Here is a 14,658-nt window from a genome sequence, read left to right on the forward strand (position 1 = left end):
AGCAGTCACCGCGGAACGCGGCGATGCAGGTGCACGGCTTGTGGTTGGCCTCGGTGATGGTGTGTCGCACGGCGCGTGAAGAGGTCTTCGCAAAAACGCTACCTGGGCGCATCTGCCTCATGGGCTACTTCGTTCGGTGCCTGCTGCTCATGGGATCATCCCTTGGCACGCCGATCACCTATCACGAGGACGAGCCTCATGCTGACCACGCGACGGAGGGCGGCCGTTGCCTCCCTCCTTGCTGTTCTCACGCTGTCCATGACCGGTTGCAGCAGCGACTCCGACGACGGATCGGGGGAGGACAAGATCGCGGGGGCCGATACAGGGAAGGCCAGCACCTCCACTCCGTCGCCCTCTGCGCCCGCTGAGAAGAACGCGCCGAGCTTTGACTTCCCCCCGGACATCAAGGTGTCGGTGGATCGGAAGTCGTCAGGTGACCCGACCAAGGACGCCATCCTGCGGGACACGGCGTACGCGGCCCAGGCCCGCGTCGAGGCTTTCGCCAAGAGCGACAGCCGGACGGCCAACATGAATCGCTATTTCGCAGCCAACGCCCTTTCGTTCTGGGGCAGCAGGGTCGAGACCTTCAAGAAGGACGGGCTGACCGTGACGGGCGACTACCGCTACTTCGACTTCGAGGTTACTGACGTCGCGGACGGCAAGGCGGCGGTTCGCTACTGCGAGGACCAGAGCAAGGCGTACAACAAGAAGATCAAGACGAACAAGGTGCAACGCACCCAGCCGAGCGACAAGAGCTTCGTCTTGTACACGGCCCAGACGGCGCGGGATTCGGCGGGTGACTGGCAGGTGACGCAGCAGAGTTGGGAAAAGGGGGACCCCGCATGCGTGCAGCGGTAGGCGTGTGCAAATCACGTCCGGCTGTTTGGACAGCAGCCGCAGTGGGCCTTGTTGTGGCGCTGGGCACGGGATGCCCGGCGTACGCGGACGAGTCCACAGGTGGTGACCAGACGACCACTCAACCCGACACTGGCTCCGGTCAGCCCGACACCGACTCCGGCGCCGAATCCGGCAGTGGCTCCATCGGCGCCCACATTCGAATCAACCAGAGCGCCCCCGCCTCCAGCCGTTCCACCGCGTCCGCCACCTCTTCAGACGCCAGCTGGGAACCTCCGGTGTGCTGGTACGAGCCCATGTACACGCCGGAGGAGTACGAGAAGTTCATCAAGGGCGCGTATGGCGGCGCTCCAGGGGGAAGCCCGGCTGAGGATTACGCGAAGAAGCGGGAGAAGGAGAAGTACCACAAGGGGGACGAGGGCCTGTGGTGGCAGGTGCAGTTCCGCGATGACAACTACGACAAGGCCTGCCCCGTCACCACGGACAACTGGGAGATCTGGGTTCCTCCGGCCGACCCGCAGCCGGACCCCAACAAGGTGACTCCTGAGATTCTCTCCGAACTGGCCTTCAACTCGACCAAGTTGCCTACCCCGCCAGTGGAGTTGAAACCGCGCGCCGACCGGCTGCTCGTGAACCTCGGTACGCGGGTGGCGTTCAAGGGCGATCTCGACCGCGTGTGGACGACCGCCAGCATCAACTACAAGGGCGTTCAGCTGGCCGCGACCACCGTCGCCACTCCCGTTGCGCTCAAGGTCGACGCCGGTACCGCCGACGCCGATCCACAGAGCTGCACGTACGACCTGGTCAAGGGCAAGGCCGGTTACACAGCCGACAGCGGGGCCGGCGCCGGTTGCAACGTCACGTATCTCCGTTCGTCAGGCAGCGGCACCTACCCCTTCAAGGCGTCGATCACCTGGAAGGTGACGTGGACCGATTCGGCCGACCCGGACGGGCCGCCGCAGCAGCCGGGTCTGCCCGACGGGTTGTCCACGTTCGAGCAGGACGTGACCGTCAAGGAGGCCCAGGCCGTGAACCGAGCAAGTGGCATAAGCCATGGCTGAGGGCGTGGTTCGAGCCGGGCGGGGTGGGCCGGGGGTTTGGTGGCGAGCCGACGTCCTCCGGTGGTCGGTGTTCAACCTTGCTTGCGCTGGTGGCTCCTTGGGGCTCGCCTGGCTCGGCCCCGTCGTGCCGTTGTGGGCGCCGCTGCGCTCGGTGGCTCTGCTCCTCGCCTGGATCGTGCTGCCGCTGGCATCGGTTCTCGTGCCGGTCCTGCTGCTGCGGAGGGTTCCGCGCAAGCAGCGAAAGGTCGCCTGGCAGCTCGTCGTTCCCGTCGTCGCGGGAGTGGGGCTGGGTGTATTCGGTAACGGGGCCGGTGATCAGGTTGCCCTGGCGGGGCGGGGCGAGTGGGCCGACGCCGTGGTCGTGCGCAAGGACAGCGGCAAGACCAACTACTGTGACCTGCGGACGGTCGGCGGCCGCGAGATCTCTCCCGCGCTCTCGGAAGGCGATGGGTGCAGGGACTGGGTGGAGTCGGGCTACAACCTGCGTGTTCGGTACGACCCCGCAGGCGTCGCCAGTCCGACCGCCGACGTGGAGCGCAGCTCGAACGCCGGTTTTCTCGCGGTCCTCTTCGGCCTCGCGGTCGTGATGGGAACATGGGGCGGCGTGCGGCAGAGTCGGTGGGACAGGGAGTACGTCCCGGCATGAGCGGACGGACCCCGCGCTCAGTACATCGCCTCCTTCGGCACCTCGATCTGCCTGAGCTCCACCCACCGCCCTAGCCGTTCACAACGCCCTGCCACCACGAACAGCACGTACGGGGCCGGAAGGCCGACCAGGGCAACCGCCCACTCCGGCAGGAGCCAGCCCAGTTGGGACACGCACAGGCAGCAGGTCAGCATCGCCGCTGCCGTGCGGGCGAATGACTTGGCGTCGTCGGTCATCCTGCGGCGGCTGTCCGCCGAGTTCGTGATCAGGGCGCCGGAGCGCATGCCCAGGGCGGCGCCCGCCAGCGCGCCCCAGAGGAGGCCGCCCGGCAGGAACATGGCCGGGAAGCCGTCCTGGGGGAAGTCGAAGGTGAAGCCCACGGTCAGGCCCGTGACCGCGCCGATGAACGTGCAGCAGAGCACGGTGACGGCAGCCAGTTGGTCTCGGATCTGCGCGGCTGGAGTGCTGTCGCCGTTCCGTACCTGACGGAACACCCCGCCCGAGGCCACCACGAACAACGGCGGGCCGATCACCATCATGATCGCCGCGCCGAACCAACCCCCGGTCTTGCCGGGCGCGTCGGTAGCGGGAAAGAAGCCCTGTACGTTCCACGCCACCCCTGCGGTCACCACGACGTACAGCCAGTAGGCCGCGATCAGTGCCCAGCCGGCGCCGATCCTGGCACGTCGTGCGAGTGCCAGAGGAGTGTGCAGGAGGCCGGCGACGGGGATGGCGATCAAGGCCCACACGAAGATGAAGGCCTCTGAGGCGCGATCCTCGGCGCGGACCCTCTCGAAGAGTTCCGGGGAGGGCGGGAGACCGAATCGTTCCGGGGACGACGTCAGCAGAAGTGCCATGACCAGGGCGGCTACTGCTGCCGTGACGCCCGCCGCGATCCGCGCGGCCTTGGCGCGCGGTGTGGATGTCTCGCTCGTCGTTGTGCTCGTCCCCGCGGCCATCCGTCCCGTCCCTCTCTCAGTGAAACCCGCACAGCCCGCACAGCCCGTAATGCCTGTGAAGCTGTGAAGCTCGCCGTTCCGCCCATACGGCCAGAGCTCCGAAACTACACTCGCGCCCCATGCGTAACTCCCGCAGCGTGAACACGAAGAGCGTGTCCGGTTCGCACGGAGGCTCTGACGAAGGCCTCTGGAGAAGACGGCCCGCGCCAGGCGCGGGAGTCAGCGCGTGGTCGGAGCCCGGGGGCGGTGACGTCCCCTGACCCCCGCCAAAGCCCCCCACAGGCCGGCCCGCCGCAACAAAGCCCGTCACAAACAGTCCCGAGACCCCCGCGCCCACTGGCTGTTACTCGCCCTCACCCTCCCCCTCGTCTTCGCCCTCCTGATCTTCGAGGGCTGGACCCAGCACGAGGTCGACGCCGCGAAGACGCGGACGCCCTGTGCCTCTCCCGTGCCGGAGGCCGTCGCGAAGGGCGGGCCTGTGATCGGGATCAACCGGGACGGGATCCGGTCCGGTTCGATGCCCGCCCGGACCGTCGCGCTCACCTTCGACGGGGGGCCCGACCCGGTGTGGACCCCGCGGCTGCTGGATCTGCTGCGCCGCAATCAGGCACGCGCGACCTTCTTCGTGCACGGCGCCCGGGCGGCCCGGCATCCGGAGCTGATCCGGCGCATCCGTGCCGAGGGGCATGAGATCGGGTCCAACACGTACACCGGTGCGGTGTTGGGCGAGTCGTCCGCGCCCCGCTTCCGGTCCGAGCTCGAACTCACCCAGAGCGCACTGGCCGGCGCCACCGGAGTGCGCACCAATCTGCTGCGGATGCCGCGGACCACCACCCCCGACACCCTGTGCGGGCGCGAGTGGCAGGCGGCGCGGCGGGCCACCGGGTACGGGTACGTGCTCGTCGCCGCCGACAAGGGGGCGCGCAAGCCCGCGCAGGGGATCGTGCGGCAGCTCAGCCAGACGGAGAGCGCCTATGTGGAGGCGCGCAGGCTGCTGAAGAACCGGGCCGTCGACCGGTTCACCACCGTGTCCGAGGGGCTCGGGCTGGTTCCGTACGCGTCCCCGTCCGTCGTCGAACGGTGGCTGGGCGCAGGGCTGATCCAGGTCACGCGTCTCGGGCAGGCCTTCTCCACCGCCATGATCTGGGTCCTCGGTGTCGCCGGCGGGCTCGGCGTGCTGCGGCTGTTGCTGCTCGCCCTGTTCGCCCGGGCACATGTGCGCCGGCTGGAGCGGTTCCGGACCGGGGCGCCCTGGATGCGTGAGGTGTCCGGGCCGGTGACCGTGCTCGTCCCGGCGTACAACGAGGAGGCCGGGATCGGGTCGACCCTGCGGTCGCTGCTCGACTCCACCCATCGGGAGCTCCAGGTCATCGTGATCGACGACGGGTCGAGCGACCGGACCGCCGACATCGCCGAGAACATGGGGGACGCGAGAGTGGAGGTCGTCCGCCAGCCCAACTCCGGCAAGGCCGCCGCCCTCAACACCGGGCTCGCCCACGCGCGGTACGACATCGTCGTCATGGTCGACGCCGACACCGTCTTCGAGCCCGATGCCATCGAGCGGATCGTCCAGCCGCTCGCGCATCCCGCCGTGGGGGCCGTCAGCGGCAACACCAAGGTCGGCAACCGGCGCAGTCTGCTGGCCCGTTGGCAGCATCTCGAGTACGTCTTCGGGTTCAATCTCGACCGGCGCATGTTCGAGGTGCTGGAGTGCATGCCGACCGTCCCGGGCGCCATCGGGGCCTTCCGCCGGGACGCGGTGATCGGCGTCGGCGGGGTCAGCGAGGACACCCTCGCCGAGGACACCGACCTGACGATGGCCCTGTGGCGGGCCGGCTGGCGGGTGCTGTACGAGGAGTCCGCCGTCGCCTGGACCGAAGTGCCCACCACTCTCAGGCAGTTGTGGCGGCAGCGGTACCGGTGGTGCTACGGCACGTTGCAGGCGATGTGGAAGCATCGCGGGGCGCTCGTCGGGACCGGTCCTGCCGGGCGGTTCGGGCGGCGCGGGCTGACCTACCTCGCGCTCTTCCAGGTCGCCCTGCCGCTGCTCGCGCCCGTCATCGACGTCTACGCCCTGTACGGCGTGCTGTTCCGCGACCCGTGGGAGTCGGCCGCGGTGTGGTTCGCGTTCCTCGGCGTGCAGATCGTCTGCTCCGGCTACGCGCTGAGACTGGACGGCGAGCCGGTCCGGGCCCTGTGGTCGATGCCGTTCCAGATCGTCGTCTACCGGCAGTTGATGTATCTCGTCGTCATCCAGTCGCTCGTCGCGCTGCTGCTCGGCAGCCGGCTGAGGTGGCAGCGGATGAAGCGCTCCGGGACGGCCGCTGAACAGATCGGCGGGCCCGTTCCGTATAGGAGCGTGCCCATGCGTTGACCCCCACTGAACCAGCGGGAAGGGCCGATGAACGACTGGACCGACCCTCCGGGAGACCACCAGGCGGGGCAGGACCCGAGAAGCGTCCCGCCCCCGTCCCTCCTGGCACCTCCGCCGTCGACCCGCACGGCGCCCCTGCCCGGCATGCCCTCGCCGGCCGCGCCCGGCCGCTACGACAGCAGCGTCCACGAGCGTGGGCGGCGGGGTGGCAGCAGGAACCCGCGGCGCCGCGCCGGCAAGGGCCGCCGGTTCCTGCGTACCGCGGCTGTGCTCTCGTCCGTCCTGCTGCTCGCCGGTGCCGGTACGTACGTCTGGGCCGACACCCGGCTCAACCAGCAGGTCGACCTCGACACGCTCTCCGGCCGGGTGCCGCGCGGCGAGGGCACCAACTACCTCGTCGTGGGCTCCGACAGCCGCGAGGGACTGTCGCAGCAGGACCGGAAGGACCTGAACACCGGCTCGACCGACGGCCGCCGTACCGACTCGCTGATCCTGCTGCACACCGGGGCGAACGGCACCACCATGCTCAGCCTGCCGCGCGACTCGTGGGTCACCCTCCCGCCCTACGTCGATCCCGACACCGGCCGCAGCTACCGGGCCGCGCCGGACAAACTGAACGCGGCGTTCTCCCTGGGCGGTCCCGACCTGCTCGTGCGGACCGTGGAACGCAACACCGGTGTGCACATCGACCACTACGCGGAGATCGGCTTCGCCGGCTTCGTGGGGGTGGTGGACGCGGTCGGCGGCGTGGACATGTGCCTGGACAAGCCCGTACGGGACGAGGACTCCGGCGCCGACCTGCCCGCCGGCTGCCAGACCCTCGACGGCGCCGAGGCGCTGGCCTTCGTACGGCAGCGCAAGCAGGAGGCCGAGGGGGACCTGGGCCGCACCCGCAACCAGCAGAAGTTCCTCGCCGCCCTCGCCCGCAAGGCGGCCACCCCGTCCACCCTCGCCGATCCGTCCAAGTCCTTCCCGACCCTGCGCGCCGGCCTCGACACGCTCATCGTGGACGAGGGCACGGAGCTGCCCGACCTCATGTCGCTGTTCGAGGCCATGCGCAAGGCCGCGTCGGGCGGGGGCAGACAGCTCAATGTGCCCGTGGCCGACCCGGACCTGCGTACGTCCAAGGGCAGCGCGGTGAAGTGGGACGACCGGCGGGCCCGCGCCCTGTTCACGGCATTGCGGGAGGACCGGCCGACCGGCTGATCAACCAGTCCTGGCACGGCGGGTGTTGAAACCGGCCAGAGGCGACATCAGCGAGCCGTACCCCGTCGCCGCCCACACGCTCCGCCCGGCCGGCAGCTCGAAGTAGGGCACGGTACGGCCGTCCTCGTCCGTGTCGGTGAGCACCTCCGGCGCCCGGCGGCCCTGCAGCGCGTCCGCGCACTCCTGGCACACCGCCACGTCGAGCCGCTCGCGGTGGCCGAGCCGTCGCCAACCGGTGCGGAGGGCGGCGCGGCCGTGCCGGGGGTCGAAGAAGCAGAGGGGGAGGCCGGGGGCGCCGGCGAGGGCGTCGCGGCCCTCCTGGGCCAGGGCCAGGACGCCCGCCAGATCCGGCAGGCCCCGGGCCTCGTCGAGGACCTTGCCGGCGGCGGCGTACGCGTCGAGGGCGCGCTGGAGGTCGGGTGTCGTGGTGTCGGCGGCGGCCTGGGTCGCCTCGCCGAGTGCCAGCACCTCCGCCTCGGCCTGCCGCCGCAGCCGCGCATCCTCGGCGGCCCGGGCCGTCGCGAACACCAGCTGGGGGACGGCCGAGGGGGTCCTGCGGGAACGGGCCAGGGCGCGGGTCGCGAGGGCGGTCAGGGCCAGGGCGGGTACGGCGATGAGCGGCCAGAGCCACCATCCCCCGGTGCTGTCCGAGGACGACTCGGACGCCGGTGACTCGGAGGCCTGCGCGTCGGGGGTTGCCGAGCCGTCCAGCTCCTTGATCGCCTCCTCGTACCGTTGCCGGCCCTTGCCCTCCGCCACCAGGTCCACGGCCTTCGCGGTCAGGTCGGCCAGCCCCGCGTTCCGCATCTCGTCCAGGAATCCGGTGGCGGCCACGGCGTCACGCGCCTGGTGGGTGTCGGCGGGCCACTCGTAGCCCTCCAGGGAGTCGGGGAAGTCGCTGTCCGTCGTGATGACGATGAGTTCGCGCTGGTCCGGGAACCGGTCACGGACGATTCCCGCCAGCACCTCGGAGTCGCCGTCGAACTCGTCGCCCTTGGTGAGCGGTGTGAGAACGACCTTGATGGGCAGGCCCGTGCTGCGGATCCGGTCCGCCAACTGCCGCTGCCGGGACGGTGGTACGGCATCGGTGTAGGCGTCGTCGACGTAGACGGGGGAGGTGCGCAACGCGCTCGCGATGCGCTGCCCGGCGCTCGGGCCGTCGCCGTCGCCTTCGGCCGCCCGGGCGGTGGCCGTGGTGAGCGCCGCCAGCAGCAGCGCCGCGAGGACGGTGATCAGGCGCTTGACGTCAGTGGACACCTGCGGTCTCCCTCACCTTGTCGACGAGCCGGGCGATTCCGTGGGGCAATGCGGTCAGCGGGCCGTCGGTCACGTCGTAGTACGGCAGGCGGTTGTTGCCCGAGGACGGGTCGGGCAGCTTCAGCAAACTGCCCGGGATGCCGCTCGGGTCGGCGATGGCCGTGTTGCGGCAGAACTCGCAGACGGGGAGCAGGCGGCGGGCGACACCCTCGGTCGAGACGCGGACGTGGTGGCGGCTGACGCCGGGCCCGTGCAGGGGGTTGACGCCGCAGCACAGGTCTGTCGTGTCGCCGGCGAGCGCGGCACGGCCCGCTCGAGCGAGCACGATGACCGCGACCAGGGTCGCGGGGTCGGTGCCCGACTCCCTGACCTGGTCGAGGTCGCCGTCGACGAGGAGCAGCGCCGTGTCGAGGTGGTCCCAGGCGGGACCGGGTTCGTCCCGGTCGGCGAATTCCTCGGTGAGGGTGGTGAGTTCGGCGTAGGCGGTTCGCCGGAGGTAGGACGCCGACGGCTCGGTCGGGGCCGTGAGGGGCAGGCGGTGGGTCGGCTCGGGGGCGGGAGAGCGCCACCGCAGCAGGCCGCCGAAACCCCACGTCAGCCCGGCCGCCACACCGGACAACAGGAGTGCAGCGAAGGCGCCCACGAACAGGCCGGGCCAGAAGTCGGTGGCGAACAGGGGAGGGAGGGTGTTCTCGTCGGCGGCCCTCGGGGCGGGAGCCGGGGCGGACTCGGATTGCGGCCGGTCCGTGCGCGGGGTCTTGTCGAGGAACGTCATCAGCGTGTCGAGGCGCTCGCCGAGGAGGTGGTCGTCGGCCTCGTCCGCCCTGCTGTCGCCCAACGTGACGGAGTCCGGCAGGTCGAAGGACAGGCGGTTGGAGTCCAGCCGCAGCCCGTGGTTGTAGACGTCGATCGTGCCGTCGTCCGGATCGGCGACGACGTACACCCCGTCCTCGCCCACCTTGGCGTGCACCGCCGCGGCGAACAGCCCCGAGTCGCCGGCCGACTCGCTCTCGGGCGTCTGCGGCACGAGGGAGACGTATACCGGGCCGCCGCCGTCGGAGCGCCGGAAGTCCCGGATCCGGTCGTGCAGCCGGTCCAGTTGGCGGGAGTCGAGCACGCGAGGGCTCTCCGGGTCGGCGTAGACGGGGTCCTGCTTCAGACCCGCCGCGACGCGTTCTACCCGGGCGGACAGATCGGCGGGGGTCGGCGGCTCGGCCGCGCTCGACTTGGTCTGGTCGAAGACGACGTGAGCGGTGAGGGCGATCGCCGCGGCGGTGAGGACGGCCGCTCCGGGCACGACCCACCGGGGGACGCGCCGCTCGGCCCCGGCACGCCGACGCCGGCGCCGCACGTACCCGGCCCCCAGCACGATCAGCAGTGGTACGCCGGTCAGCAGGCCCCCGGTGAGGAAGGACTGGTTGCGGCGGTCGGACGGGCCGATGTGCATCTCGGCGGGTTCGTCGTCCCGGTACTTCTCGCGAGCGGCCTCGGCACGGGCGGTGGCCTTCTCGCCGCCCTGCGCGATGACGTCGACGAAGCGCTCGAAGCTGCGCAACGGGCCCGCGTCGTAGGGGAGTTCGTACAGAGCGACAGTGGCGGCGGCGTCCGCAGGGGCGCGGACGCCGTAAGCCGTGGCCTCCGCGAGATCCGTCCCCTCGAACAGGACGTACAGCCCGTCGCGCCCGAGCCGGTCGTGCACCGCGCCGAGCAGCTGCTTGCCGTCCGTGCCGCTCTGCACGGGCAGGACCAGGACGTAGGTCGGGACGCCGGTCTTCTTCGCGAGCCTGGCGAAGTCGGGGGCGGTGGACCGTGGGACCTCGCGGGGGAGTTGGTCGGTGACGTGGACCGGGTTCTCGCGGAGGCGGTCGGCGAGGTAGGCGGCCTGGGTGGCGGGGATCGTGTCCGCTGCTCGCGCCGGGGTGGCGGTCGCGAAGACGGCCGTCAGCGCCCAGAGGGCGAGAAACAGCCGGAGGGCACGGGTTCGGCCACCGCTGCTGGCCCATGTCTGCCCTGCGTAGGACTCGTTTGCCGTGACTGCCCTCACCGGTGTGGCCCCCCGCGGTCCGATCACTGTCCGCGCCGCACTCTACTCGGGGCTTCGCGAGTGCTACAGGTCGGCTGGTTGCGGCGCGGCCCGATCCCGGGTGGCGCCGTGAGGGGCGAGGACTGGTGCCGGTGGCTGAGGATTCGTAGGGGCGGCCGGCCTCAGCCCAGCTTCGCGTTCTGCGCCTTCACGATGTTCGGGGGGATCTTGGCGTCGCTGGGCCGGATGCCGTCGGCGATGGCGAAGCCGTTCGCCGAGAAGTAGACGGCGAGCACGTCGCCGTGGCGGACGGCTTCGGTGTGCAGAGTGTGGGTGACACCCCGGAACGTCATCGTCGACCGGAAGGCGACAGCACCGGTCGTCATGCCCTTCTCAGCGGTCACCGAGTCGTAGGCCGAGGTGTTCTTGCCCGCCTTGGCGGTGAAACCGTCGCCGCACTCGGACACGGCCTTCGCCAAACCGGCCAACACCGACTCGGCCTTGGCCGCCGGCTCGTACGAGGCGAGAGTGATGGACGTGATCTCCTTGCCGTAACCAGCCCCGGCACTGTGCGTGAGGTCGGCCTGCGGTTCACCGAGTGGGAGTTGGTTCATCGCGTAGGCCAGCGGGGTGCAGCCGGGCTTGTCGACCGTGACCTCGTCCGAGGACTTGGCGAAGGCGTACTGGGCGTCGGGCTTGGACACGTTGTAGCCGGGCAGGTCGTCCTTCGTCACCATGACCTTCGCCAGCCGCTGCGCCGGAGCGACCGGCTTGGCCTTCGGCGCCGACGGCGAACTGGCGGGCGCGTCCTCGCTGCCGGAGCAGGCGGTCAGTGCGGAGGCCGAGGCCAAGAGGGAGACGGCTGCCAGGGTGACGCGCTTCACGGGGGGACTCCTCCTGGGGGGATGGTGACCGAGATGAGGTCGCCGCCGCACTCTACTGAACCCACTGTCCGCTCCCGACTGGGAACCTCCCGCCTTGTGTGTGAATCGTGCAGGCATGATGGCCGGGAGGTGTTGACCGCCCCAGGGTGGGTGCGCACCCGCTGCCGCGGCGAGTTCGCTGCAGCACACTGACCTGATAGTTCGGCCCTTTGTCGCAACGGGCGTTTGCCTGCCAGAAGTTGCAGATGGATAACGGTGCGGTTGGTGCGTTCTCTGAGTTCGGACGCGCCTTGAGGGGCTTATGTGCGGCTGATACGGTGCCATGGCTTGACACTCACTTCGGCGCTGGCTATTCGGCCAGCTCAGGCACCAATCCAACGGGCCGAGAAGTGCGAAGTGTCCTATTTGGTAAATAACTTCTTGGGTGTACGGGGAGCGGTTGCGTGAAGATCCAAGAGCGTACGGGGGCGGGCGCCGGTCGTTCCGCCGCTCCGGCTCAGCCGTCGGTCGGTGACCGGCTTCCCACACCACCTCGCGAGCGCAAACCGGCACTGGCCGCGCTCGCGGTGCTGCTCATCCTGGTGGGTGCGCTGGGGGCGACGATGCTGGTGCTCCAGGCCGGTGACCGGATCGAGGTCGTCAAGGTGACGAACGAGGTCCAGGCCGGGGAGTCCCTCAAGGACAGCGACGTGACCTCCGTCATGGTCGCCGCGGACGAAAGCATCCACTACGTCGAGTGGTCGCAGCTGAAGACCATCCAGACGTACAAGGCCAAGTCCACGATCTACCCGGGGACTCTCGCGGTCGGTGAGATGTTCGCCAAGAAGGCGAGCCTGCCCGCAGGCAAGGCCGCCGTCGGCCTCGCCCTCAAGGAGGGCCAGTACCCGTCCGACATCAAGGCCGGTGACGTCGTCTCCGCCTACCGTGTCAGCACCAGCGGCTCCCCCTCGAACAGCACCGACGACAGCACCAGCTCGAGCGGCACCTCGTCCTCCGGCGGCGCCATCGTCGACAACGCGCGCGTGAACACCGTAGAGGACGACAGCGACGCCACCGTGAGCACCGGCAACCTCTCGCTCACCGTCCTCGTCGACGAGGCCGACGCGGCCGCGCTCGCCTCCGCGGCGGCCGCGAACCAAGTCGCCATCGTGCACGTCCCCGGCAACTAGAAGGCGGCACCCACCCCATGGCGCTCATCGCTCTCGCCGCCGACAAGGGTTCCCCCGGCGTCACCACCGCGGCCGTCGCACTCTCGGCGGTCTGGCCGCGGCGCGTCCTGCTCGCCGAGACGGACCCGGCGGGCGGTGACCTCGTCTACCGCAGTGCCGCCGCGCACGGCGGACCGCTCAACCCCAACACCGGCATGCTGTCCATCGCCGCGACCGCGCGCCGCGGACTCGTGCCGGACCAGCTCTGGGACCACGTACAGCCGTTGAGCGGGGGACTGGAGGTGCTCGTCGGGCTCGGCATCGCCGAGCAGGCCGCCGGGCTCGCGGGGCTGTGGCCCACCCTCGGGCACGCCTTCGCCTCCCTCGCCGACTCCCCGAACGCCGCCGCCGACGTCATCGCCGACTGCGGACGCATCAGCGGGGACACCCCTGCCGTCGAGCTGTTCCCGCACGCCTCGCTCGTACTGCTGCTCTCCCGCACCGAGCCGGAGGCCATCGCCCGGGTCCGCGACCGCGCCGCCGCCCTGGCCGGCAAGCTGCACGGCGGCCCGCGCGGTGCCGCGAGCCTCGCCAACCCGGTGATCGGCGTCGTCCTGATCGCCGACACGGGCACCGCGGGCAAGCTCGCCTCGCAGGTCAACGACATGCTCGTGCACGCCCAGACCGGCGCCCGCGTCGTCGGCACCATCGCCGACGACCCGGCCGGCGCCGACCAGCTGGCCGGCCGCAAGCGCGGACGTCTCGACAAGTCGCTGCTGATCCGCTCGGCCCGCAAGGTCGCCGCCGACCTCTACCAGCAGTACGGCGCCGCCTGGGCCGCCTCCGCCCAGGCGAACCAGGCCCACCAGGTTCAGCAGGCCCACCACGTCCAGCACAACCACCCGGGCCAGATGCAGGGCCACGCGGGGGCAGGCACATGACCGCTGTCGACCACCAGTTGGTCAAGCGGTTCCGCCAGGACGCCGGCGACCGCATCGCGGAGCAGCGCCGACAGGACCAGATCAACAACGTCACTCCGATGTCCACGGAGGACGAACGGCAGTACGCCCGTGCCGTCATAGCCCAGATCCTGGAGGAGTACGCCCGCGCCGAGATCAACGCGGGCCGTACGCCGCTGGACGCCGAGACCGAGGAGCAGTACGCGGCCGCCGTGCACGCGGCGCTGTTCGGCGTCGGCCGGCTCCAGCCGCTGCTGGACAACCCCGAGGTCGAGAACATCGACATCAACGGGTGCGACCAGGTGTTCGTCGGCTACGCCGACGGGCGTGAGGTGAAGGGCGACCCCGTCGCCGAGACCGACGAGGAGCTCATCGAGCTCATCCAGGTGCTGGGTGCGTACTCGGGTCTGTCCTCCCGTCCCTTCGACTCGGCCAACCCGCAGCTCGACCTCCGACTCCCCGACGGCTCGCGTCTGTCGGCCGTCATGGACGTCGCCCGGCGCCCCGCGCTGTCCATCCGCCGTGCGCGCATGGGCAAGGTGTTCATCTCCGACCTCGTCGGCAACGGCACGCTGACCCCCGAGGTCGCCCACTTCCTGGCCTGCGCGGTCCGCGCCCGCAAGAACATCATGATCGCCGGCGCCACCAACGCCGGTAAGACGACGCTCCTGCGCGCCCTCGCCAACGAGATCCCGCCGCAGGAGCGCCTCATCACCGTCGAGCGGGCCCTGGAGCTCGGGCTCGACACCTTCCCCGACCTGCACCCCAACGTCGTCGCCTTCGAGGAGCGCCTGCCCAACTCCGAGGGCCAGGGCGCCATCTCGATGGCGGAACTGGTGCGACGCTCGCTGCGTATGAACCCCTCCCGCGTCATCGTCGGTGAGGTCCTCGGCGACGAGATCGTCACCATGCTCAACGCGATGTCGCAGGGCAACGACGGCTCGCTGTCCACGATCCACGCCAACAGCTCCAGCGAGGTCTTCAACCGTATTTCCACCTACGCGTTGCAGGCCTCCGAGCGGCTGCCCATCGAGGCCAGCCAGTTGCTGATCGCGGGCGCGGTGAACTTCGTCGTCTTCATCCAGCGGCGCAACGACTTCGGCAACGGCGGCCGTCTCCAGCGCATGGTCACCTCCGTCCGCGAGGTCAACGGCGTCGACGGACGCGTCCTGTCCAGCGAGGTGTTCGCGGAGGCCCCCGACGGCCGGATCGTGCCGCACGCCCCCCTAGCCTGCCTGGAGGAACTGATGGCACACGGCTACCGGCCGTCCGGGACCTGGGGGTGA

At 70.4% G+C, this 14,658-nt stretch carries 12 protein-coding genes; 8 read left to right on the plus strand and 4 right to left on the minus strand.

Annotation, left to right across the window (positions count from 1 at the left end; all coding sequences use genetic code 11):
- Positions 1-198: 198 nt before the first annotated feature.
- From PV963_RS26790 to PV963_RS26800, 3 genes are all read left to right on the plus strand, one after another.
- Positions 199-858, plus strand: coding sequence for a hypothetical protein (locus PV963_RS26790; RefSeq protein ID WP_274818272.1), 660 nt, complete (start codon positions 199-201; stop codon positions 856-858).
- Positions 843-1,916, plus strand: a complete 1,074-nt coding sequence (locus PV963_RS26795; protein WP_274818273.1) for a hypothetical protein — start codon at positions 843-845, stop codon at positions 1,914-1,916. Before PV963_RS26790 ends, PV963_RS26795 begins: the two co-directional genes overlap by 16 nt.
- 97 nt (positions 1,917-2,013) lie before the next feature.
- Positions 2,014-2,562 carry a hypothetical protein gene (locus PV963_RS26800; protein WP_274818274.1) on the plus strand — a complete coding sequence of 183 codons (549 nt, stop codon included), beginning with the start codon at positions 2,014-2,016 and terminating at the stop codon, positions 2,560-2,562.
- Between the two features lie 17 nt (positions 2,563-2,579).
- Here PV963_RS26800 and PV963_RS26805 read toward each other — a convergent pair whose 3' ends face one another.
- Positions 2,580-3,521: a hypothetical protein gene (locus PV963_RS26805; protein WP_274818275.1), complete on the minus strand. Its 942-nt coding sequence runs from the start codon at positions 3,519-3,521 to the stop codon at positions 2,580-2,582.
- 448 nt (positions 3,522-3,969) lie between these two features.
- Here PV963_RS26805 and PV963_RS26810 point away from each other — a divergent pair, with 448 nt between their 5' ends.
- Together PV963_RS26810 and PV963_RS26815 are read left to right on the plus strand one after the other, a co-directional pair.
- Positions 3,970-5,895, plus strand: coding sequence for a glycosyltransferase (locus PV963_RS26810; RefSeq protein WP_274818276.1), 1,926 nt, complete (start codon positions 3,970-3,972; stop codon positions 5,893-5,895).
- A 27-nt stretch (positions 5,896-5,922) separates the two neighbouring features.
- Positions 5,923-7,101, plus strand: coding sequence for an LCP family protein (locus PV963_RS26815; RefSeq protein WP_274818277.1), 1,179 nt, complete (start codon positions 5,923-5,925; stop codon positions 7,099-7,101).
- Here the strand turns inward: PV963_RS26815 and PV963_RS26820 are convergent, their stop codons facing one another.
- The 3 genes from PV963_RS26820 to PV963_RS26830 form a co-directional block, all read right to left on the minus strand.
- On the minus strand, positions 7,102-8,358 hold the full coding sequence (locus PV963_RS26820; RefSeq protein WP_274818278.1) for a hypothetical protein: 1,257 nt from the start codon (positions 8,356-8,358) through the stop codon (positions 7,102-7,104).
- Positions 8,348-10,402 (minus strand): hypothetical protein, encoded by a 2,055-nt coding sequence (locus tag PV963_RS26825; RefSeq protein ID WP_274818279.1) that lies wholly within the window; start codon positions 10,400-10,402, stop codon positions 8,348-8,350. Before PV963_RS26825 ends, PV963_RS26820 begins: the two co-directional genes overlap by 11 nt.
- 161 nt (positions 10,403-10,563) lie before the next feature.
- On the minus strand, positions 10,564-11,265 hold the full coding sequence (locus PV963_RS26830) for a hypothetical protein (protein ID WP_274818280.1): 702 nt from the start codon (positions 11,263-11,265) through the stop codon (positions 10,564-10,566).
- 443 nt (positions 11,266-11,708) lie between these two features.
- On the opposite strand from PV963_RS26830, the gene PV963_RS26835 reads away from it, so the two are divergent.
- Genes PV963_RS26835 through PV963_RS26845 form a run of 3 tightly spaced genes read left to right on the plus strand, consistent with a single transcriptional unit; the run spans position 11,709 to position 14,658 of the window.
- On the plus strand, positions 11,709-12,434 hold the full coding sequence (locus PV963_RS26835; RefSeq protein WP_274818281.1) for a hypothetical protein: 726 nt from the start codon (positions 11,709-11,711) through the stop codon (positions 12,432-12,434).
- Between the two features lie 17 nt (positions 12,435-12,451).
- On the plus strand, positions 12,452-13,354 hold the full coding sequence (locus tag PV963_RS26840; RefSeq protein ID WP_274818282.1) for a hypothetical protein: 903 nt from the start codon (positions 12,452-12,454) through the stop codon (positions 13,352-13,354).
- The gene (locus PV963_RS26845; RefSeq protein WP_274818283.1) at positions 13,351-14,658 is read left to right on the plus strand and encodes a CpaF family protein; all 1,308 of its coding nucleotides are present in this window, start codon (positions 13,351-13,353) and stop codon (positions 14,656-14,658) included. Before PV963_RS26840 ends, PV963_RS26845 begins: the two co-directional genes overlap by 4 nt.

The organism is Streptomyces coeruleorubidus (assembly GCF_028885415.1).
Classification (GTDB): Bacteria; Actinomycetota; Actinomycetes; order Streptomycetales; family Streptomycetaceae; genus Streptomyces; species Streptomyces coeruleorubidus_A.

Bases quoted from the DNA above. Each gene is read 5' to 3' on its own strand.
- PV963_RS26840 (WP_274818282.1), top strand. From the start codon at position 12,452: ATGGCGCTCATCGCTCTCGCCGCCGACAAGGGTTCCCCCGGCGTCACC.
- PV963_RS26845 (WP_274818283.1), top strand. From the start codon at position 13,351: ATGACCGCTGTCGACCACCAGTTGGTCAAGCGGTTCCGCCAGGACGCC.
- PV963_RS26795 (WP_274818273.1), top strand. From the start codon at position 843: ATGCGTGCAGCGGTAGGCGTGTGCAAATCACGTCCGGCTGTTTGGACA.
- PV963_RS26805 (WP_274818275.1), bottom strand. From the start codon at position 3,521: ATGGCCGCGGGGACGAGCACAACGACGAGCGAGACATCCACACCGCGC.
- PV963_RS26815 (WP_274818277.1), top strand. From the start codon at position 5,923: ATGAACGACTGGACCGACCCTCCGGGAGACCACCAGGCGGGGCAGGAC.
- PV963_RS26790 (WP_274818272.1), top strand. From the start codon at position 199: ATGCTGACCACGCGACGGAGGGCGGCCGTTGCCTCCCTCCTTGCTGTT.